Origin of the sequence: Chlamydia trachomatis A/HAR-13 (assembly GCF_000012125.1) — a bacterium.
GTDB lineage: Bacteria > Chlamydiota > Chlamydiia > Chlamydiales > Chlamydiaceae > Chlamydia > Chlamydia trachomatis.
Window position 1 is genome coordinate 736,646 of record NC_007429.1, and the last position, 19,613, is coordinate 756,258.

The following is a 19,613-nucleotide window of genomic DNA, read 5'->3' on the forward strand; positions in this document are numbered from 1 at the left end:
ACATTCATGGGTATTATTGCGAGGAAACGATCTTTCCGTGCATTGGTCGTTACACATTTTCTTACAATTATAAATGACAATCTCTATAAGTTTCTTTTAGTTTTTTCCTTGTTAGAGGGAAAAACCTTAGAAGAAAATGCTAAAATTCTGTCTTTAGTTAGTTTCTTTTTTGCTCTCCCGTACATTTTGTTGGCTCCCTTTTCAGGTAGTTTGGCAGATAGGTTTCAAAAGAGAAATATTATTTTATTCACTCGGGTCATCGAAATCTTTTGTGCTATTCTAGGAGTATATTTCTTCCACATCCATTCCGTTGTAGGAGGGTATTTTGTCTTAGTATTGATGGCTTGCCATTCTGCTATTTTCGGCCCTGCAAAAATGGGAATATTACCAGAGATGCTGCCTATTGAGGAGCTATCCAAAGCAAATGGAGCAATGACAGCAGCTACCTATTCTAGCAGTATTTTAGGGTCTTGTCTAGCTCCTCTTATGGTGGATTTAACGAAAGATTTTGTCACAAATAGTTACGAGTTATCGGCCTGTTTCTGTGTAGTCTCTTCTGTTTTAAGTTTATTTATTGCGTTAGGCATTCGTGCAAGTAATGTAAAAAATAAAGGACAGAAAATTGCTTATGTAAGCTTTAGAAATCTTTGGAAGGTCTTTCAAGAGACGCGTAATATTGCTTATCTGATGATTTCCGTATTCCTTGTTGCCTTCTTTCTTTTTGTTGGGGCCTACGTCCAATTACAAATCATTCCTTTTGTAGAATTTACTTTAGGATACTCCAAACATTATGGAGCGTATCTATTTCCTATTGTAGCAGTAGGTATGGGTGTCGGCTCTTACATGGCAGGATGGATTTCTGGAAAGGATATCAAATTAGGGTTTTCTCCATTAGCAGCTATTGGTGTAGGCCTTTCTATGATGGTCCTTTGCTTGCTGTCTTTTTCGATCACAGCTGTGCTTATTTTACTCTTTTGTTTAGGCCTTTTTGGAGGAATTTATCAGGTTCCTTTACATGCCTATATTCAATTCGTCAGCCCAGAACATAAAAGAGGCCAGGTATTAGCTCTCAATAATTTCTTAGATTTTTCAGGAGTTTTATTAGCTGCCGGATTTGTTAGATTATTAGGTTCTGGTTTGCGATTAACGCCCGATCAAAGCTTTTTATATATGGGCTCCTTAGTTGTTTGTTTTGCTATACTTTCGCTGTGGATGTTAAAAGAGCATGTGTATCGTCTTCTGCTTACTCGTGTTTTAAAGAGACAACTAGGGACCAGTTTCTCTTCTCCCAAGGCAGAAGAAGTCCGGTGCTTTTTTGTGCCCGCAACCTCCTATAAAGAGACGCGACGTATTTTAGCATTATTCCCTAAGACCGTAAGAAGCTGTGTGTTTATTTTAGATAAAGCTCTGCAACCAGGATGGACTTCTTATTTAATACCGCATTGTGTGCCTACTATTTTCTCTTATGGCGTGGAAGGGCAGGCTTTTGCGCAATGGATCGATCGGCAGGTGGTAGAGGTTAAGGCGTTGTTGAAGAGACAACCCTCTTTAGGCGTTGTATGTCTTGGGAATCAAGCGCAGAGTCAGTTCTTCTTTTCTCAGTTGCAAGCCTCAGGATTGGCTGTGCAATCGGGGACGTTAGTTCAAGATTCTGAACTGAAATATTCCTTGCATTTAGCGAACTAGAAAGAGTGTGGTGCGGTGATTAGGTGAAGTAACTTTGATAGATTTGCCTCCAGCGCACACTTTTCAGCTTTTCTTTCCTAGCGAAGTCTTCTATCACAGCTAAGGGCTGTGTAGCAAATAGGCGAATTTCTCTATCTGTTAAGCGTAGTAAGACCCAGAGAGGTTCTATACCTAAAAGTTTTCGAATTTTTTTCTTTGCTTTACGAAATAGGATTTGTGTTCGGAATAAGCGAAAAAAAAAGAACATATTAGGAGCAAGAATACAAGAAAGGCTTATCCAAGGAAACCAAGGGAATAAAAACGCTCCAAATAAAACGAAAAACAGAAAGAAATGCGTTTCTTCTGCTGATCGGAACAGGGGACCAAAAAAGCGTCTCCAAAAGTGTTTAGAAGTGCTGTATGCCAAGACCTCTTCAAAGATCGGTTCATAAAATTTCATACGCACAGCATGAACAGCTTCGTGAGACAGCACTTCTTCTTTGGAAAAAAAACCAAACCAGAAAGAAGCTTTTTGAAAACGTTTGCGTAGTTGAATCGATACTCTGTTATCGGTGATCCATGTACATCCTGCTTCCCAGGCATCTAAACTTTCATTAGAGTACACAACCTCTAAAAAAGAAGGGTTCACATCGAAGAGTTTCTGTAATTCTATGGGAAAAGGGGTGGGATGTACAGGAGCTTCTGCTAATGTCCTTTCTACCCGAAGAAAAAAAGCTTGTTTTTCTTCTTCAGGGCCAGCAAGGAATCCTTCTTTGTTTAATTGTAATAAATCATCGTAAGGATCCGAAGAGGGGGGAGAAGAAAGAAATTCAAGTGTATTCAAGGCTGCTCTCAAAAATGTTGGTCTACAATAGGAGAAAGGCTCCGGATCTGTCTTTGAAGAGATGAGTTTCGAGACTTCACCATACGTAAGTACAGGTTTTTTGCCAAAGAATAGCGGTGTGCCAATAGGTTGATGAGGGAAAGATCTTGGATAACACGAAGAGTTTACGTAATTTGTGGGATAAATAGAGCAAATGTCCTTGACATTTTCCTCAGACCCAATATCATTGGGTCCCGGGAAAACTCATCGTCCTGCAAATTCTTGCTTTAGCAGGCAGGTTTTGTATGACACAAAGTCTTTCACATATAAGCTCTTTTGAGAGCTTTCTTGGAAAGCTTGAAGAGGTTTTCTCGCAGTTCTTCTGTCAATTTTTATCGGCGGATAGGTTAACACCCCGTTTAAAGTCCCTGACAAGGCTTCTCGTTAAGGCTTTACGATATAGGATCGTGTAATTAAAGTTTTGGGAAGAAGCTGAGTTTTCTTATGTTGCTATTCCACAAGCGCGCTTCTTCCGCTCTTCGGAAGAGAAGAGCGGCCTAGCTCATCAATGCGAATAGCACCTGGGCTCTGCTTCGGATAGTATGTCTTGAAGTATTGAGAACTCTTTTTGCTTACGAATTATAGGATACTTCTGCTTCGTTCAGGAAGTCCTCAAAGAAAACGGCTCATAGGGAAAGAAACAACATTCTTCTCAATGTTTGCTGCTGTTTCATTAAACAAAAAGTGGGTGTGAAGAACCGTAATTTTTTAAAAAAGAGTCATTAGAGAAAAAGCGTCCTCTGGAAGGGAATAAAAATCATAAAAGTTAAATGAAGAGGGACTAATATAATCGTATAAGAAAAAGGTTTTTTTTTTAAAAAAAAGCTTTTGTGCGAGAGACTAAGATCCCGCTTATTGGCATTGTGTATGAAAAAATCCTTAATCATCGTTGAATCCCCAGCCAAGATTAAAACTTTGCGTAAGTTGTTAGGAGAAGGGTTTATTTTTGACTCTTCCTTGGGGCATATTGTTGATCTTCCTGCAAAAGGGTTTGGTATTGATATTGAAAATGGATTTGTTCCGGACTACCAAATTTTAGAAGGGAAGAAAGAGGTTATTCGGAAAATTTGCGCCGAAGCGAAAAAATGTGATGTAGTTTATCTCGCTCCCGATCCAGACCGAGAAGGAGAGGCTATAGCATGGCATATCGCGAATCAGCTGCCTAAGGATACTAAAATTCAACGTATTTCATTCAATGCCATTACTAAAGGAGCTGTTACCGAAGCTTTGAAGCATCCTAGGGAAATTGATATGGCGTTGGTCAATGCACAGCAGGCACGACGCTTTCTAGATCGCATTGTGGGATACAAGATCTCTCCGATCCTAGGTCGCAAGCTGCAACGTTGGTCTGGGGTTTCTGCAGGAAGAGTGCAGTCTGTAGCTCTTAAATTAGTAGTAGATCGGGAATATGCTATAGAACGATTTGTTCCCGTCGAATTTTGGAATATCCGAGTGCATCTTAAAGATCCTCAAACCCAAAAGACATTCTGGGCTCATTTGCATTCCGTGAATGGGAAGAAATGGGAAAAAGAAATTCCTGAAGGGAAGACTTCTGATGAAGTGATTTTAATTGATTCTAAAGAGAAGGCAGATGAGATTGTCGCTCTATTAGAATCAGCTACATATGTTGTAGATCGTGTAGAGTCTAAAGAGAAAAAACGTCACGCCTATCCTCCGTTTATTACTTCTACGTTGCAGCAAGAAGCTAGTCGTCATTACCGCTTTTCCTCTTCCAGAACGATGAACATAGCGCAGACTTTATATGAAGGGGTAGATTTAGATAGTCAAGGTGCTGTGGGATTGATCACATACATGCGAACCGATTCCGTACGTACGGATCCTGAAGCTGTAAAACAGGTGCGCAAATATATCGAAGGTCATTTTGGTAAGGAATTCGTTCCTTCTTCTCCGAACGTGTATGCCACGAAAAAAATGGCACAGGATGCACACGAAGCTATACGTCCTACAGATGTTACAATCACTCCGGAATCGATACGCAGTAAGTTAACGGAAGATCAGTACAAGCTGTATTCTTTGATATGGAAGCGTTTTGTTGCATCACAAATGATATCCGCAATTTACGATACACTCGCGATTCGTATTACGACGAATAAAGGTATCGATCTGCGTGCTACAGGCTCTTGTTTGAAATTTAAAGGGTTCTTAGCTGTTTACGAAGAGAAAAGAGATGAAGAAGGGGATGAAGAGGAAAACATTCATCTTCCGAAGCTTAATGAGCGAGATGTTCTAACAAAGGAAGAGTTAGAAGCAGAACAATCGCATACCAAGCCTTTGCCGCGATTTACAGAAGCTTCTTTAGTGAAAGAACTCGAGAAGTCAGGAATAGGGAGACCTTCTACCTATGCCACTATCATGAATAAAATCCAGAGTCGGGAATATACGTTGAAAGAAGGGCAAAGGCTACGTCCTACTGAATTAGGAAAAGTAGTTTGTCAGTTTTTAGAAACGAATTTTCCTCGTATTATGGATATTGGTTTTACCGCTGGCATGGAAGATGAGTTAGAACTGATTGCTGATAATAAAAAACCTTGGAAGCAGCTATTACAAGAATTTTGTGAACTCTTTCTTCCTTTTGTAGTCACGGCAGAAAAAGAAGCCTTTATCCCTCGTATTGTGACAGAAATAGACTGTCCAAAATGTCATAAAGGGAAATTAGTAAAAATTTGGGCTAAAAATCGCTATTTCTTTGGTTGCTCCGAATATCCTACTTGCGACTATAAAACTTCGGAAGAGGAGCTGACGTTCGACAAAAACGAGTATGCTGAAGACACTCCTTGGGACGCACCCTGTGCTCTGTGCGGAGGAGAAATGAAAGTCCGGCATGGGAAATTTGGAAGTTTCCTTGGCTGCGAGAACTATCCGAAGTGTCACTACATTGTTAATCTTTTCAAAAAGGGAGAAGCTGGGGCTGAGCCTGAAGCGACAGTGCATTGTCCTGCAGAAGGATGTACAGGACACCTTGTGAAAAGACGCTCACGATTTAATAAAATGTTTTATTCTTGCTCCGAATATCCTGCATGTAGCGTGATTGGTAACTCTGTAGATGCTGTAATTGAAAAGTATGCAGGAACGCCTAAAACTCCTTATGAGAAGAAACCAAAAGCGAAAAAATCAATAGCCTCTACCAAGGGAAAGGCTGCAAAAACAGTGAAAAAAAGCTCAGCAACAACAAAAAAACGAGCTACCAAAGCGTACACACCTTCTGCTGCTTTAGCAGCGGTGATTGGTGCGGATCCTGTAGGGCGTCCCGAAGCCACTAAGAAGCTATGGGAGTATATTAAGGAAAAAGGATTGCAATCCCCTCAAAATAAAAAAATCATTATTCCTGATAGTAAATTGCAGGGAGTGATAGGAGCTGATCCAATCGACATGTTCGCGCTATCTAAAAAATTAAGCGCGCACTTAATCAAGGAAGAGTAGGGGCTTTGTCATGACTCGGAATAAGAGGATTATTCCGAGAGAAGCTCCTCTTCTTCTGTGGGTTCTTCAAAGCCGTCAATCAGTTGATACACCTCTTGTGATGAAGACGCTTTAGCTAAGTTGGCTCGTAGAGAACGTACTTTAGGAGAAAGAATGAGGTAATGCCCACACAGTTTACGAGTATCTGTTAGTAGCTTCTCTTCACTTTGATAATACTCTTCTATCCATTGTAGATGCTGTACGAACGCCTGTTTTCTTGTAGAAAAAGATGGAGAGGAGTAGGTCCCTGTAGTTAGGTAATCTTCTATTTGTTTTCCGATCCAAGGAGCTCCCATAGTACCTCGAGCAACGAGGACACCATCACAATGCGTAGTCTCTAGCATCGTTTTTGCGGCTTCAGGGGAGAAAACATCGCCATTCCCAAATACTGGGAAATCATTACCAGCGGCTTGTTTTGCTCGAGAAATGAATTCCAAGTTGCTTGGGCCTTGATATCCTTGGGAGCGTGTTCTTCCATGTACAAAGACAGCACTGGCTCCGCTTTCTTTAATGATGCGGACAGTCTCTTCCACATTGATGTGGTCGAAATCCCATCCAGATCGAATTTTGACGGTTACCGGAACGGAAACCACTTCTACCATCTTCTCAACCACCTTCCCGATTAATTCAGAGGTTTTAAGCATGCCTGAACCGCTCCCATCTTTAGTAATGCGATCTGTTGGGCATCCACAGTTAAGATCTATAAGATCAAATCCTAAGCCTTCTAAAATTTTTGCAGACTCTCCGGCAAGGTCGGGACGGCTGCCACAGAGTTGTCCGCCGATGGGACGCATAGATTCAGCGAAATCGAGTAAGCGTAACGTGCGTTGGGGACAATAATGAAGGCCTTCCATTTTCACCATTTCACAGAACATCAATGCGGGCCGATATTCAGCCGACATACGACGGTAAGGGAAATCAGAAAATCCCGCTAAGGGGGCGTAGACTACGGGAGACTTAAGAGGAAGGTTTTTTATAAATATTGAAGGAGCCATGGTGATTGAAAAATATTCAGAACAATGAAACGTAAAATTTTTAGAATCATGAAGGGCAAAACTCCGAGGCAGAGGAGAGCGATCATAGGGCTGATGTCAATAAACCCTATACGAGGAACGAATTTATGGAAGATACGGAGATAGGGAGATACCCAGCGACGAATGATGCGATACCACTGTGTATTGTGGCATTCTGGCAGCCAGGAACAAAGAACGTAAACCAAAATTAAAAAACTATAAATATTAACCGCAGTTCTAAGTAAATAAGAAAGCATTTAAAAAACTCTGTTTATAATTAATGTTTTTCTTGAAAAAGATGTTTTTATTTTTTAAAATCAGCGCTCTTCATTTTAAAAAGATAAAGAAAAACGCTAAATGGATTTTAAGCTGCCTATTTACTGCATAGGGGTAACCCAAAGTGCAGAAAACGTTACCAGGATAGCAATTTTACAGAAAACCTGTAAAGGGTGGTCTCTGTGTCGTTGCGAAAAGCTTACCGAAACAGGCGCGTTGTCTTGGCCAAAACGATTTCTTTCTTCAAAGGTAGTTTTATCCTTACAAGGACGGGAGACTTTAGTAAAAAGTGTGAGCTCTTCTTTAAAGAGCAAAAAGAATTTTTTAAAAATGGTGTATGCGGAGCAAGAAGCAACCGCAGCATTTCCATTGAAAGATTTAGTGATTGCGCATGATTTGGGAGAGTGGAACTCGGCTCAGGAGCGCGTAGTAACACTATGGATGTTACAAAGACAATCTGTTGCGTTAGCAACAGCTCTCTTAGAGGAGAAGGGGGGATTTGCTACGCACATTTCTTGTCGAGCCAAAGATCTGTTTTCTGCATTGCAACAGTCTCTTCTTCGCAATCTAGCGACTTATTTTTTCGTATACGAAGGTCTTGATGAGACAGTCTGTTTATTTGTGCAAGAAGGCTCCGTATTATTGTCTCGTTCCTTTAAAAATGACTCTGAAAGCTTATTAGACGATTTATTAGCTTCTTTTGCATACGTTCAAGAAGTATACACTGCCTCTTTATCAGAGATCCACGGCGCTTATCTATCTAGTTCGTTACGTACTTTGCTGAGCCGTCGGGCTGGCGTTCCTGTGATCATCAGTCTTTTATTTTCCGAGCTCTCTCCAGACCAAGAAGTGTATCGTGATGCGGTGGCTGCCGCTTTCCAGGGAGTGCGTAGCTGCCATACTTGTTTCTCTTACAGTTGGGGAGATTTCTCTCGGAAGGCATGTAGCTATTGGATTAAAAAAAGGTTGTGGAGCCTTTCTAAACTCGCTTTTGCCAGCATGCTGGCTATATTCATAGGCGGGGGAGTAGAGTCATTACTTTTAGTCCATAAAGCACAACAGATATTTAGAGAGATCGCTCCTGAAAAGGAAATAACCCGTGTCTTGCGGTCGGCACAGCAGGTAGTGAAAGAAGTCTGTGATTCGGACCACAGTCAGGAATATGAATACCTCCCTACGGTACCCACGAATCAAGAAGTGATGGAAGTGCTTGGACGAATGACTGCGAATCTCCCTTCCGTTTCATTCTCCCATTATTTGTATAAATTAGAAGATATTCCTTCCGAGGAGCGTCCTTTAGGGGGATATCGGGCTTATATTTCCTTACAAGGTGCAGCTAACGATGAAGACTTTGCATCTTTTATAGATCAGTTATCAGCTTGGATCGGTGCGCGTGTTCTTTCTAAAAAGCTGGCAGATCGCCAATTTGATGTACGAATCGCTCTGCAAGGGAGGGGATAATGCGACGCTTAGGAGTATGGGTGCTGTTACTATTAGCGAGTGGGGCTGCTTCTCTTCCTGCAATAGGAGCATGGTGTTGGCGTCAGCGTACAGCAGAGGCTTGGGAAAATTTACTCATCGATATGAGAGATTTTCAGTCTAAACGAGAGCGATCTTCTCAGGTAGCAATCAAGAATGCGCGGCTGAAAGCAGCGCATAAACAAGCGAGTTTCCCCAATTGGATTGCCCAAGGAGAGAATCTCGTTTTCTTGAATAAGGAGCGAGATGCTCTAGCTAAACTTCCTGCAACAGCCTGGGTGGTGAGAAGTCGTGCAGTCAAGGATCGGAAGGCTTTCTTAGAAGATAACCGCTTGTCATGGCAGGAGCAGACTTTAGGAGAGAAAAGCACGCTGTTTTCTTTCCAAAAAGAGCTCCAAATAGATGACGAGGACATTCCTGTATTATTAGGATTGTTTGATCCTAAGTATACCCAAATACCCATTGTTTTTCTTTCTTACTGGGAAATGACGAAGCAGGTGTCATCATTAGGAAATGAGGTGTGGGTCGTTCACGCGGAGGCTTGGGGACGATGTGTGTAAGTAGAAGCTTAAGATGGTGTTTATGTTTTCTTTTGCTGTGCGGATGGGTGGACGCTGGGGTTTATGATAAGCTCCGACTGACAGGCATTAACATTATCGATAGGAATGGTCTTTCTGAGACGATCTGTTCTAAAGAAAAATTACAAAAGTATACGAAAATCGATTTTCTCTCTCCTCAGCCTTACCAAAAAGTCATGCGTACATACAAAAACGCAGCAGGCGAGTCGGTTGCTTGTTTAACGACGTACTATCCGAATGGCCAAATCCGACAATATCTCGAGTGTTTAAATAATCGTGCTTTTGGACGTTATCGTGAGTGGCATAGTAATGGCAAAATTCATATCCAGGCAGAAGTTATTGGAGGGATAGCAGATTTGCATCCTTCCGCAGAAGCCGGATGGTTGTTCGATGGAACAACGTATGCACATGATAGCGAAGGGCGGTTAGAAGCTGTTATTCATTATGAAAAAGGCTTGCTGGAAGGGATTTCGCTGTATTACCACGCGAATGGGAATGTATGGAAGGAATGTCCTTACCATAAAGGTGTTGCTCATGGAGACTTTTTGGTCTTCACCGAAGAAGGAAGTTTGTTAAAGAAACAAACTTTTTGTAAAGGGCAGTTGTCTGGATGTGTATTACGCTACGAGCCAGGTTCACAGTCATTGTTGTCAGAAGAAGAATATAAACAAGGGAAACTGCGCAGTGGTAAATATTACGATCCTCTTACTAAGGAAGAAATCGCGTGCGTAGTGAATGGCAAAGGTAAACAAGTAATTTATGGGAAATATGCGATTATAGAGACCCGACAGATTGTACATGGCGTTCCTCACGGGGAAGTCTTGTTATTTGATGAACATGGTAAATCTCTGTTGCAAGCATATTCTCTAATCAATGGGCAGAAAGAGGGAGAAGAAGTATTTTTCTATCCAGGCGGAGAAGGTAGAAAAATGTTATTAACATGGTCCCAAGGTATTCTACAAGGAGCTGTGAAAACTTGGTACCCAAATGGCGCTTTGGAAAGTAGCAAAGAACTTGTTCAAAATAAAAAGACTGGGATTCTCATGCTATACTATCCCGAAGGACAAGTGATGGCTACCGAGGAATATGTAGACGATCTTCTCATAAAAGGAGAATATTTCCGGCCGAACGACCGATATCCATATGCTAAAGTGGAAAAAGGTTGTGGGACAGCGGTCTTTTTCAGTGCTACAGGAGGACTGTTAAAGAAAGTCCTCTATGAAGATGGGAAGCCTGTTATTCATTAGACATGAAAAACATTGTAGAGCAGAAACGTTGTTTGCGACGAGAAGGGTTAGCGAAGCGCGAGCAGCTTTCTGTCCAGCGCAGAGATGAAGCAGCTCGTGAGCTGATGCATTTTGTTATGCAGACAATTCCGCAAGGCTTTGTGTTATCCTATATTCCTTTTCGCTCAGAGTTGGATGTTCGAGGGATCAATGCATGGTTAGCGCAAGAGAACCGACTCCTCCTACCTAAAATGCAAGGGATGGATATCGTTCCGATAGCTCTTCCTTTTACCAAGATAGAGAGTCTGTATTCTCCTAAAGATTTGAATCAGATAGAAGGAGAAGAGATCGAGGCACAACAGATTGCAGCGGCCTTGATTCCTGCGATAGTCTTTGATCAGAACAAGTTTCGTTTAGGATATGGCGGAGGCTACTATGATCGTTTTTTGTCTAAGTATCCGTATATTTGGACAATAGGCGTGGGATTTAAAGAGCAGCTGTTGGCGTATCTTCCAAGGGAAGAGTATGATGTTCCCTTAGATCAGTTATATCTCACTTAAAGAGCTGTTTTACGTATAAAAAGCTCCCTCCTCTTTTCTGCATCTGCATTCTTTTTTTTGAAAAAAGAGGTCTCTTTCTTGTACTCAAGAATAGAGAGAAACCTCCATTCTAGATAAAAAAAAGAGTGTGGTTTTTTTGAAATTCTAGCACTTGACTGTTGTCTTTGAAATATTGCAAACTGACGCCACGAAATATAAGAGGTCGCAGATGGCAACCTCTTAAAGTAGAGTCTTCTAGACAGCGCAACAAGGGAGTATACATGAGCGTTCCCGACCGAAAAAGGGCTTTGGAAGCGGCCATTGCTTATATCGAAAAGCAATTTGGCGCAGGATCTATCATGAGTTTAGGAAAGCATTCTTCAGCTCATGAGATATCAACTATTAAAACAGGTGCATTGTCGTTGGATTTAGCCTTAGGAATAGGCGGGGTTCCTAAAGGAAGAATTGTAGAGATTTTTGGGCCAGAGTCTTCAGGGAAAACAACTCTAGCGACGCATATAGTGGCCAATGCTCAAAAGATGGGCGGGGTAGCAGCTTATATCGATGCCGAGCACGCTTTGGATCCTAATTATGCTGCGCTTATTGGAGCAAATATTAATGATTTAATGATTTCTCAGCCTGACTGCGGAGAGGATGCTTTGAGTATTGCAGAGCTCTTAGCACGTTCTGGAGCTGTCGATGTGATTGTGATTGACTCGGTAGCAGCATTGGTTCCAAAGAGCGAGTTAGAAGGGGAAATTGGAGATGTCCATGTTGGGTTGCAGGCTCGCATGATGTCGCAGGCTTTACGCAAATTGACTGCAACCTTAGCACGAACAAATACTTGTGCCATTTTCATTAACCAGATTCGGGAGAAAATAGGTGTGAGTTTTGGTAATCCAGAGACTACGACTGGAGGACGTGCGTTGAAGTTTTATTCTTCGATTCGTATCGATATTCGTCGTATTGGCTCTATAAAGGGAGGAGAAAATTTCGATATAGGGAATCGTATCAAGGTGAAAGTAGCGAAAAATAAATTAGCTCCTCCATTCCGAACGGCAGAATTTGATATCTTATTTAATGAAGGGATTTCTTCTGCAGGATGTATTATCGATCTCGCTGTCGAAAAAAACATTATCGATAAGAAAGGATCATGGTTCAACTACCAGGATCGTAAGTTAGGCCAAGGTCGAGAAGCGGTTCGAGAGGAGTTGAAAAGGAACAAAGAGTTGTTCCACGAGTTGGAACGCTGTATTTATGAGTCTGTACAGGCTTCACAAGTCCCAGCGGCAGCTTGCGTGGATGCAGAGTCTCGCCAGGTAGCAGAGGCTGCGAAATAGTAGGGCGTATTCTTTATAGATCTAATCAAGGAAAAGAAGTTTTTCTTCTTTTCCTTGATGGTTTTTCTTCTCCCCAGTCTTTGTTAGGGTTCTCTACACGGGTTAGGTAATTCCTAAAAGCTGTAGAGCCAAATTCATAATTTTTCTTTGAAAGGTTAAAATTTTTTGGTGTAAACTCCACGGATCTTTGGTGCGCGACTTCTTTATAGTGTTGAGGTTAGATAAAAAAGACCTTAAAGAGTAAGGCACCTAGAGATCAAGTGTTTTAACGAGCGAGAAGGCTTTGTGGTTCGCGTTTTCTTGTTAGTGGTTTTTCTCCTTTCTTGTTTCTCTGCAGGCGGAAGATTATATGTATTTTTTTCTTCGAGAGACGATTCTCCGTCGCATTATGATCATACACATCGAACTGTTGCAAGATTAAGAGAGGGAAGCACCTTGGCAGAAGGTCTTTCCATGGAACAAGAGCAGATGTATTCACTGTGTTGTCAGGGGTTCTCGTTACAAATGCAAAGAAAATTTCAAGAATCAGAAGAAATTTTTTCTCGTATTCATAAAAGAAAAACTTCTGCACCTTTTGTTTTGCAGCGTGAGTTGTTAGAGGGGCGGATTCTCAATGCCTATTTTTTAAATAACCTTTCGTTAATGGCAGAATGTATTACGGAATTAGAAAAGGTATCTGGGGTAGAGGCGCATCTTTTATTTTTTAAAGCGCTACATGCACATCGAACAAAACAATATCACCTTGCGGTGGATGTGCTATCTCGGTGGTTTGGGCATGTAGATCAGACGAAGCCTTTTTGTTTAGATACGAATGTTTATGAGCTATTTTCTCCGTATGTTTTAGAAGAGATGGCAGCTGAGAGCCTGATAGGTGCCAGAAGGTATGCAGAAGGGCGCATCGTTATTAACAGTGTTTTCAACAAAATCTTTGCTAGAGAATATGCCTGGTCTGTAGACATGTATAACCGGTTGGTATTAATGCTGGGGCAGAGCTATCTTCTAGAATTACAAGAAGGGGTGCGTAGCGATTTACTGCCAGAGTATTATGAAACGATTCTTTTTTATCAGAAGCAAATGAAAGGTTTTGATGCGGTAGCATACAAAACCTTTTTCCCAGAAAGCATGCTGGTTCCTACAATCATGCAACATATTTTTGTCATACCAGAAACGCAGCTCCCTTTGTTCATAGATGCGTTGTTAATGTGGGAAAATAGCTATGTGCATCCGGACTATTCTTTAGTCTTAGAAAGGATGAAACCAGCTGTTTTACAAGATGGTATACGTACGCAAAAAATCTGTCAGGCAATTGCCGATTCAAAAATCAAAAAATTAAAAGAAAAACTGATAGAGCTATTCAGTGATGAACTCGTTTTTTGTGTTTCTCAAGGAAACACAGTGTGCGCTGACCAATATTTAGCTCTGTTGAAAATGCTAGATCCTCGCTCTTCTTGGGGGCATAAATTGTTACTTTCCGAGAAGGAGATTGTGAATATGGTTTGCGAGGATGATGCACAATACTCGCGATTAAAAGACTATCTACTGTTATGGGAGGAGCAAGATATCGCTGATGTGGATCGGCAACAGTTAATGCATTATCTATTCTTCAGTGCCAAACATTTATGGAGAGGAGGTCAGGAGGAAGCCTGCCTGCGCCTCTTAAAGGAAATCCTAGTATTTTCTCAGAATGAGAAGACCTGTCTTAATCGCACGCTTCGTCTGGTTAAGCATTTCTACACCCAGGCTTTAGCTATGCGGAATTTCACGCATTTAGTGTGGATAGAGAATTTTTTAGATGAGGTCGGATTGCCCAAGACTCTAGCTAGCGATGCCGAAATTGCGAATTGTTTAGCAGATGCGCAATATCTTTTTGCTAAAGGCGATTATCGTCTTTGTATTGTGTATAGTTCTTGGCTGGCGCGTGTGGCTCCTTCAACAGAAGCCTTGCAACTACTTGGGTTAAGCTTGGTAGAGCAAAAAGAATACACGGAAGCTTTGGAAGTCTTTCAAAGACTTCCTTTAGGGGAGGATACTTGGAATTCCCAAGTACACAAAGCTTCGCTTTTGTGCTATAAATACATAGCACGACAGCAAAAAGAAAAATCTTTCCCGTGAATGTAAATCAGCACGTTCAAGATATTGTACAATCTTTGTTAGCACAACATATTCTTCTCCCTTTTGATATAGCCTTTGCTCAAAAGCATATATCCCAGGAGGAGGTTAGTCAGGAAGCAGAGGCTTTCTTAGCTACAGCCTCTGCATTATTGCGTTGTGGATATCCTTATTTTTCTATCTGTGATAAGACGATTCATCCCACGCTCCCAGGGATTTCAAGTAAACAACTCTTCGAATGGTTCCAAGTGTTATCTTCTCGTATAAAAGAAGAACTGTTTGAAGTCGTTAATCATAAAATCTACCTACGCTCATTATTTCTTTTACGGGAGAAAGTGTTTCATAAGTTGCATAGGTTGGCAGGAGCTGTACCACGCACGCCCTTGATTTTTGAAGAGATTGCACAGCTCTCGGAAGAGCAGAACCAGGTACTTAAAACTGTATTAAACTCCTGCTTCTCTCTCGTTTGTGGAGGACCAGGAACAGGAAAAACATTTTTAGCAGTTCAGATGATTCGGTTGATACTTGCGCAAATTCCTTCAGCGCAGATTGTAGTAGCTTCCCCAACGGGGAAAGCTTCCGCTCATCTGCATAGCGTATTAACATCTCAGGGGATCGTTGGAGATTCTGTAGAAGTCGTTACGATTCATAAATTTTTAAAAGATATGCGTAGAGGGTGCTCCCCTGTAGATCTACTATTGGTTGATGAAGGATCGATGGTGACCATAAATCTGTTACATGGACTAATCAAAACCATACGAGGAGAAGCTCGAGGGGAAACGATCTATGCAGATAGAATGGTGATTTTTGGGGATGCGAATCAGCTTCCTCCAATAGGTATTGGAGTGGGAAATCCTTTTCATGAAGTAGTGTCTGAGTTTTCTAAACAGGCATGCTTTTTATCTACCAGCCACCGAGCTAAACATAAGGAATTACAGGAATTAGCGAGCGCTGTTCTGCGCAAGGAGCTGATTCCTTTTCAACCTTTGCCTTCCCGACAAGAAGCTATTCGGCGATTGTCTTTTGCTTTTACACAAGCAGCAAAAGAAGGGGTGTCGTTATGTGCTTTGACTCCGATGCGCCAAGGACTTTGGGGGTTTTTGCAGTTGAATCGGTTGTTGTTTAATGAGATGCAGGAGAAACATCCGCAGGCGCCTATTCCTATCATCGTGACAGAAAGATATGAAACGTGGGGATTAACGAATGGGGATACAGGAGTTTTAGATCCTGTAACGCAACAATTGCGTTTCACGAATGGGGAGATTCTGCATCAAGCAGATTTTCCCTATTATTCTTACAACTATGTCATGTCTGTGCACAAAAGTCAGGGTAGTGAATATGATCGTGTGATTGTCATTCTTCCTAAAGGCAGTGAAGTCTTTGATTCGGCAATTCTCTATACTGCAATTACAAGAACCAAACAACACGTTGAGATTTGGGCTGATCGAGAAGCTTTAGAGGCGATCATTTTGAAAAGAGGGCGTTATTAATTAGAGCTGGCACACTTTTTGCTCCTAGTAAAGATGAATGATTCCAGAAAGAAGGAGCGGACGTTATGGACCAGTTATCACAGATACATCAAGAGCTAGCTCGTTTAGAATTTATCAATGATCAACTGCAGTCGGAAAGAGCGTACATCCATGATTTATTGTGTGCGATAGGCTTTCCTGAAGGGTTAAAGACGATAGCCGCGATAGCTAACGAAGTGCTTTCCGAAGAAGATTCCCAAGGTTAACTGGGCTTTAACATATCCCGCAGTATCTTTTTTTCGGTTTCTATTATTAAGACCTGGGCGTTGTGCCCAGGTCTTGTGAAAAACGGGACGGCATTAAGAATTAGGAGAAAGAGTCTCCTAGATAGTGTTGACGTACCATAGGATTTGCGATCATCTGAGCAGACGATCCTTCAAAGAAGATTTTCCCGTCAATGATAAGGTAACAACGATCTGCGATAGATAAGAGTTCTTTTGCGTTATGGTCGGTAATTAAGATACCAATACCGCGACTTGCCAGAATTTTGATTAGGTATTTGACATTTTGAATGACCAGAGGATCCACGTTAGCAAAAGGCTCGTCTAGTAAAAGAACGCTAGGATTCAGAGCAAGAACACACGCGATTTCCAATCGGCGACGTTCTCCACCCGATAGCGAGCCGGCTTTCTTATGTAGACTAGTAGTCAATTGAAGATCATCAATGAGAGCATTTAATAGGTGCGTTTGTTCTTTTCGTGTTTTATAGATAATTTCCAGAACGCAAATTAGGTTTTCTTTAACAGTCAGCTCTTTAAAAATAGTAGGCTCTTGTGCTAGGTACCCGATGCCAAGGCGCGCTCGATAGTCCATAGGTTTTTTTGTGATATCTGTGTTTTTAAACAGAATTTTTCCAGAGTCAGGACGAATCAACCCTACGGTTTGATAAAAAGCTGTGGTTTTCCCCGCTCCGTTAGGGCCTAACAATCCCACGATTTCTCCTGCATTGACTTGAAAGGACACATCATTGGTCACAGGTTTCTTATTGTATTTTTTGATTAGGTTGCAAACGGATAGTACTGACATAAAAAGGATTAGTTTTTAAGCAAAGAGAGAGAGAGGACTTTCATTCCGCCTTCAGCCATCCCTTTACCCATTTCTAGTTCGGCATCTGGAGTGTTAATGGAGAAACAACAATTATACACGCTCAAAGAATAATCTTTGTAATTAAGAAGTCCTCCAGTACCTCTAAAAAACATAGCGCGTTCCGCGGTTTCAGTTTGTAGACATCCTGTTAGGTGCGATAAGAGTTCTCGACAGTGTAAACTCGTATTGGAGAAATGTAACTCCATACAGGACTTATCTATGGTGCAATAAAATAATTGCTTTTCTGGAGAGATGATTCGCTTGCGGACTCCAAGTTTTTTGATTTTCAAAAATGGCGGAGCTGGTGTTACGGAGTCTTGGTGTACAAGCGTGGGATTGGTAAAATCTCCCATTTTGACAACCGCTAATGCAGTTACGCAAGCACATAATATTAAAACTACCACACACCAGATGCCATGAAAAAGAAACTTCGTCATACAGAAACAGCATCCATTTCTTGAATGTAGGTGAAAAGCTGTACCCAAGCAGGAAGCAATCGTTCTAAATCTTTCAAGGAAAGCATAGAAGCAGCATCACTTAAAGCGGATGATGGGTTCGGATGGGTTTCTATGAATAATCCTTGTACGCCAGCGGCTATAGCAGAACGAGTTAGGACAGGGATAAATTCTGTCTGGCCACCACTTTGGCTATGTAGTGCTCCCGGTAGCTGTACGGAATGAGTTCCGTCGAAGACAACAGGGAACCCAAAGCGACGAAGAACTTCGATAGAACGCATATCAGAAACGAGATTGTTGTACCCAAAAGAACAACCGCGCTCCGTTAAGATGATTTTGTTATTTCCTGTGGACAGCACTTTGTCAATAGGGCCTTGCATTTCCCAAGGAGAAAGGAATTGGCCTTTTTTGATATTAACGATCGCTTGCGTTTCTCCAGCGGTCACTAGAAGATCTGTTTGACGACATAAAAAAGCTGGGACTTGAATAATATCACATACTTTAGCAGCTTCCCGTGCTTCATCCGGAGAATGCACGTCTGTTAAGATTTCAACATCTAGCTCTTCTTTAATTTTCGCCAGTGTTTGCAACCCGAGTTTGAGTCCGGGGCCTCGATAATTGTGTACGGATGAACGATTGGCTTTATCGTAACTGCTTTTAAAAATCCAATGAACAGAAGAAGCATACGGAGCAACAATTTCTTTTAATCGTCGCGCTGTTTCGAAAACAGAGTTGTCTTCAATTACACAAGGGCCTGCTATCAAGAGCATTTTGTTTTCCGGAAACATAAAAGGGTATCCTTTTTTAGAGTGGAATTGCGCCTTTAGTCAGAGTTCTTAACGATCTTCTCAGCTGACAGAAATTTGACTATACACCATTTGCGTTTGATTGGTACGAGAAACCTTGTAAAATCCTAGGAAGAAGGCTTTTTTAAAGAGGAAATAGTGAATCCAAGGAATGGGTTATGGGCAAGGATTCGGCGGATTAGCAGTTTGAACAAGCATCTCAAGGAATAGAAGAAGGAAGAGTGCTTCCAGAAAATCGAAGTCTAAGGTATAGTATCTTCCAGCACTATGGAAGTGTTTCCTTGCTGTGGACCGATAGCTCAGTGGATAGAGCATCCGCCTTCTAAGCGGATGGTCGCAGGTTCGAATCCTGCTCGGTCCGAGACAAATGCTTCTTTCTTTTCAGATTTTATCTCCTTTCTCTCGTGAAAAATACTTTTGATTCAAGTAAAATACAGAAAAGTCTTTGTATTGGGGGAGTCTCTTGTATGGACACGCAATTCATAGCGAGTCGGTCTGTTCGAAACCAAGAAGTTACTTCTGTTTCAGGCAAAGTAAAAGAAGAGTTGACGTCCCCATCAAATATGACTTTTGAGGGCCCAGTTCGTTCTTTAGACCAGTTGCGGCAAGCTCTTATCGCAAAAATGGGAGAACAGAAAGGGCAGGAGATGTACGACCGTTTCATACAGTCTTTACTGATTTCCACATTCACAACGGTTCATAAAGAAATGGATCGAGCACAACGCGCGTCAAAGAAAATGCGTTCGGTATACAGAGATTGATGGAGATTCGCTACTTCTTAGCACGACCTCTTCTCGAAGAAGAGGTGTGCAGGCTTGCTAATAACAGGAAGAACTTCTTGTTTGATGCCGAGAAATATTTGATTCCGATTTGTTACAAACAAACTATTTATTTAGCCAAACCTTTAAGCAGATTTCCTATGGCTCTGGAGGTTTGGGAGTTGCATGTGCAACATGTGATAAGTTTATTGAAACAGCAGTTCGGGATTCTCACAGATCATGCCCCGATTTTACTAGCTTGTGAAGCCCGGCAGGTGGTTCTTCTCGAAAGTTTAGATAGTTTTGTTAACATTTCTTAACGGTTCGGAAGGTTGAATAAAATCTTTTCCGAACCGTATCATAGAAGGGTTTCAAAAGACGAAGCCCTGTT

18 protein-coding genes and 1 tRNA gene are annotated in these 19,613 nt (G+C 41.6%); 13 read left to right on the plus strand and 6 right to left on the minus strand.

Annotation, left to right across the window (positions count from 1 at the left end; translation table 11 throughout):
* Positions 1 to 6: 6 nt before the first annotated feature.
* The gene (locus CTA_RS03470) at positions 7 to 1,686 is read left to right on the plus strand and encodes an MFS transporter (RefSeq protein WP_011324808.1); all 1,680 of its coding nucleotides are present in this window, start codon (positions 7 to 9) and stop codon (positions 1,684 to 1,686) included.
* Between the two features lie 19 nt (positions 1,687 to 1,705).
* Here the strand turns inward: CTA_RS03470 and CTA_RS03475 are convergent, their stop codons facing one another.
* A complete protein-coding gene (locus CTA_RS03475) occupies positions 1,706 to 2,521 on the minus strand; it encodes a hypothetical protein (RefSeq protein ID WP_009872012.1) in 816 nt (271 codons plus the stop codon).
* 894 nt (positions 2,522 to 3,415) lie between these two features.
* Here CTA_RS03475 and topA point away from each other — a divergent pair.
* A complete protein-coding gene (gene topA, locus CTA_RS03480; protein ID WP_010725288.1) occupies positions 3,416 to 5,989 on the plus strand; it encodes a type I DNA topoisomerase in 2,574 nt (857 codons plus the stop codon).
* A gap of 29 nt (positions 5,990 to 6,018) precedes the next feature.
* On the opposite strand, the gene dusB is transcribed toward topA, so the two are convergent.
* Together dusB and CTA_RS03490 are read right to left on the minus strand one after the other, a co-directional pair.
* Positions 6,019 to 7,023, minus strand: coding sequence for a tRNA dihydrouridine synthase DusB (gene dusB, locus CTA_RS03485; RefSeq protein ID WP_009872014.1), 1,005 nt, complete (start codon positions 7,021 to 7,023; stop codon positions 6,019 to 6,021).
* Positions 7,002 to 7,298, minus strand: coding sequence for a YggT family protein (locus tag CTA_RS03490; protein ID WP_009872015.1), 297 nt, complete (start codon positions 7,296 to 7,298; stop codon positions 7,002 to 7,004). Before CTA_RS03490 ends, dusB begins: the two co-directional genes overlap by 22 nt.
* A 100-nt stretch (positions 7,299 to 7,398) precedes the next feature.
* On the opposite strand from CTA_RS03490, the gene CTA_RS03495 reads away from it, so the two are divergent.
* From CTA_RS03495 to CTA_RS03535, 8 genes are all read left to right on the plus strand, one after another.
* Positions 7,399 to 8,778: a hypothetical protein gene (locus CTA_RS03495; protein WP_009872016.1), complete on the plus strand. Its 1,380-nt coding sequence runs from the start codon at positions 7,399 to 7,401 to the stop codon at positions 8,776 to 8,778.
* On the plus strand, positions 8,778 to 9,356 hold the full coding sequence (locus tag CTA_RS03500) for a hypothetical protein (protein ID WP_009872017.1): 579 nt from the start codon (positions 8,778 to 8,780) through the stop codon (positions 9,354 to 9,356). The genes CTA_RS03495 and CTA_RS03500 overlap by 1 nt, the downstream gene beginning before the upstream one ends.
* Positions 9,347 to 10,621, plus strand: coding sequence for a toxin-antitoxin system YwqK family antitoxin (locus tag CTA_RS03505; protein WP_010725289.1), 1,275 nt, complete (start codon positions 9,347 to 9,349; stop codon positions 10,619 to 10,621). The genes CTA_RS03500 and CTA_RS03505 overlap by 10 nt, the downstream gene beginning before the upstream one ends.
* Positions 10,622 to 10,623: 2 nt before the next feature.
* Complete coding sequence (locus tag CTA_RS03510) at positions 10,624 to 11,160, plus strand: 5-formyltetrahydrofolate cyclo-ligase (protein ID WP_009872019.1); 537 nt, start codon at positions 10,624 to 10,626, stop codon at positions 11,158 to 11,160.
* A gap of 260 nt (positions 11,161 to 11,420) precedes the next feature.
* Positions 11,421 to 12,479 carry a recombinase RecA gene (gene recA, locus CTA_RS03520; protein ID WP_009872021.1) on the plus strand — a complete coding sequence of 353 codons (1,059 nt, stop codon included), beginning with the start codon at positions 11,421 to 11,423 and terminating at the stop codon, positions 12,477 to 12,479.
* A gap of 285 nt (positions 12,480 to 12,764) precedes the next feature.
* A complete protein-coding gene (locus tag CTA_RS03525; RefSeq protein ID WP_011324809.1) occupies positions 12,765 to 14,591 on the plus strand; it encodes a DUF1347 family protein in 1,827 nt (608 codons plus the stop codon).
* Positions 14,588 to 16,078 carry an exodeoxyribonuclease V subunit alpha gene (gene recD, locus CTA_RS03530; protein ID WP_011324810.1) on the plus strand — a complete coding sequence of 497 codons (1,491 nt, stop codon included), beginning with the start codon at positions 14,588 to 14,590 and terminating at the stop codon, positions 16,076 to 16,078. The genes CTA_RS03525 and recD overlap by 4 nt, the downstream gene beginning before the upstream one ends.
* A 65-nt stretch (positions 16,079 to 16,143) precedes the next feature.
* Positions 16,144 to 16,323: a hypothetical protein gene (locus CTA_RS03535; RefSeq protein WP_009872024.1), complete on the plus strand. Its 180-nt coding sequence runs from the start codon at positions 16,144 to 16,146 to the stop codon at positions 16,321 to 16,323.
* Between the two features lie 100 nt (positions 16,324 to 16,423).
* Here CTA_RS03535 and lptB read toward each other — a convergent pair whose 3' ends face one another.
* Genes lptB through kdsA form a run of 3 tightly spaced genes read right to left on the minus strand, consistent with a single transcriptional unit; the run spans position 16,424 to position 18,446 of the window.
* Entirely contained in the window at positions 16,424 to 17,143 is a 720-nt protein-coding gene (lptB, locus tag CTA_RS03540; protein WP_009872025.1) for an LPS export ABC transporter ATP-binding protein, read from the minus strand.
* 8 nt (positions 17,144 to 17,151) lie between these two features.
* A complete protein-coding gene (locus CTA_RS03545; protein ID WP_009872026.1) occupies positions 17,152 to 17,640 on the minus strand; it encodes a DUF1137 domain-containing protein in 489 nt (162 codons plus the stop codon).
* Positions 17,637 to 18,446, minus strand: a complete 810-nt coding sequence (kdsA, locus tag CTA_RS03550) for a 3-deoxy-8-phosphooctulonate synthase (RefSeq protein WP_009872027.1) — start codon at positions 18,444 to 18,446, stop codon at positions 17,637 to 17,639. The genes CTA_RS03545 and kdsA overlap by 4 nt, the downstream gene beginning before the upstream one ends.
* A gap of 306 nt (positions 18,447 to 18,752) precedes the next feature.
* Between kdsA and CTA_RS03555 the strand changes: the two genes are divergently transcribed.
* The 3 genes from CTA_RS03555 (at position 18,753) to CTA_RS03565 (ending at position 19,542) form a co-directional block, all read left to right on the plus strand.
* Positions 18,753 to 18,825, plus strand: a tRNA-Arg gene (locus CTA_RS03555).
* A gap of 106 nt (positions 18,826 to 18,931) precedes the next feature.
* Complete coding sequence (locus tag CTA_RS03560; RefSeq protein ID WP_009872028.1) at positions 18,932 to 19,225, plus strand: hypothetical protein; 294 nt, start codon at positions 18,932 to 18,934, stop codon at positions 19,223 to 19,225.
* On the plus strand, positions 19,225 to 19,542 hold the full coding sequence (locus CTA_RS03565; RefSeq protein WP_009872029.1) for a hypothetical protein: 318 nt from the start codon (positions 19,225 to 19,227) through the stop codon (positions 19,540 to 19,542). The genes CTA_RS03560 and CTA_RS03565 overlap by 1 nt, the downstream gene beginning before the upstream one ends.
* Positions 19,543 to 19,613 lie beyond the last annotated feature (71 nt).

Bases quoted from the DNA above. Each gene is read 5' to 3' on its own strand.
- CTA_RS03470 (WP_011324808.1), top strand. From the start codon at position 7: ATGGGTATTATTGCGAGGAAACGATCTTTCCGTGCATTGGTCGTTACA.
- topA (WP_010725288.1), top strand. From the start codon at position 3,416: ATGAAAAAATCCTTAATCATCGTTGAATCCCCAGCCAAGATTAAAACT.
- dusB (WP_009872014.1), bottom strand. From the start codon at position 7,023: ATGGCTCCTTCAATATTTATAAAAAACCTTCCTCTTAAGTCTCCCGTA.
- CTA_RS03490 (WP_009872015.1), bottom strand. From the start codon at position 7,298: ATGCTTTCTTATTTACTTAGAACTGCGGTTAATATTTATAGTTTTTTA.
- CTA_RS03495 (WP_009872016.1), top strand. From the start codon at position 7,399: ATGGATTTTAAGCTGCCTATTTACTGCATAGGGGTAACCCAAAGTGCA.
- CTA_RS03500 (WP_009872017.1), top strand. From the start codon at position 8,778: ATGCGACGCTTAGGAGTATGGGTGCTGTTACTATTAGCGAGTGGGGCT.
- CTA_RS03505 (WP_010725289.1), top strand. From the start codon at position 9,347: ATGTGTGTAAGTAGAAGCTTAAGATGGTGTTTATGTTTTCTTTTGCTG.
- CTA_RS03510 (WP_009872019.1), top strand. From the start codon at position 10,624: ATGAAAAACATTGTAGAGCAGAAACGTTGTTTGCGACGAGAAGGGTTA.
- recA (WP_009872021.1), top strand. From the start codon at position 11,421: ATGAGCGTTCCCGACCGAAAAAGGGCTTTGGAAGCGGCCATTGCTTAT.
- CTA_RS03535 (WP_009872024.1), top strand. From the start codon at position 16,144: ATGGACCAGTTATCACAGATACATCAAGAGCTAGCTCGTTTAGAATTT.
- lptB (WP_009872025.1), bottom strand. From the start codon at position 17,143: ATGTCAGTACTATCCGTTTGCAACCTAATCAAAAAATACAATAAGAAA.
- CTA_RS03545 (WP_009872026.1), bottom strand. From the start codon at position 17,640: ATGACGAAGTTTCTTTTTCATGGCATCTGGTGTGTGGTAGTTTTAATA.
- kdsA (WP_009872027.1), bottom strand. From the start codon at position 18,446: ATGTTTCCGGAAAACAAAATGCTCTTGATAGCAGGCCCTTGTGTAATT.
- CTA_RS03560 (WP_009872028.1), top strand. From the start codon at position 18,932: ATGGACACGCAATTCATAGCGAGTCGGTCTGTTCGAAACCAAGAAGTT.
- CTA_RS03565 (WP_009872029.1), top strand. From the start codon at position 19,225: ATGGAGATTCGCTACTTCTTAGCACGACCTCTTCTCGAAGAAGAGGTG.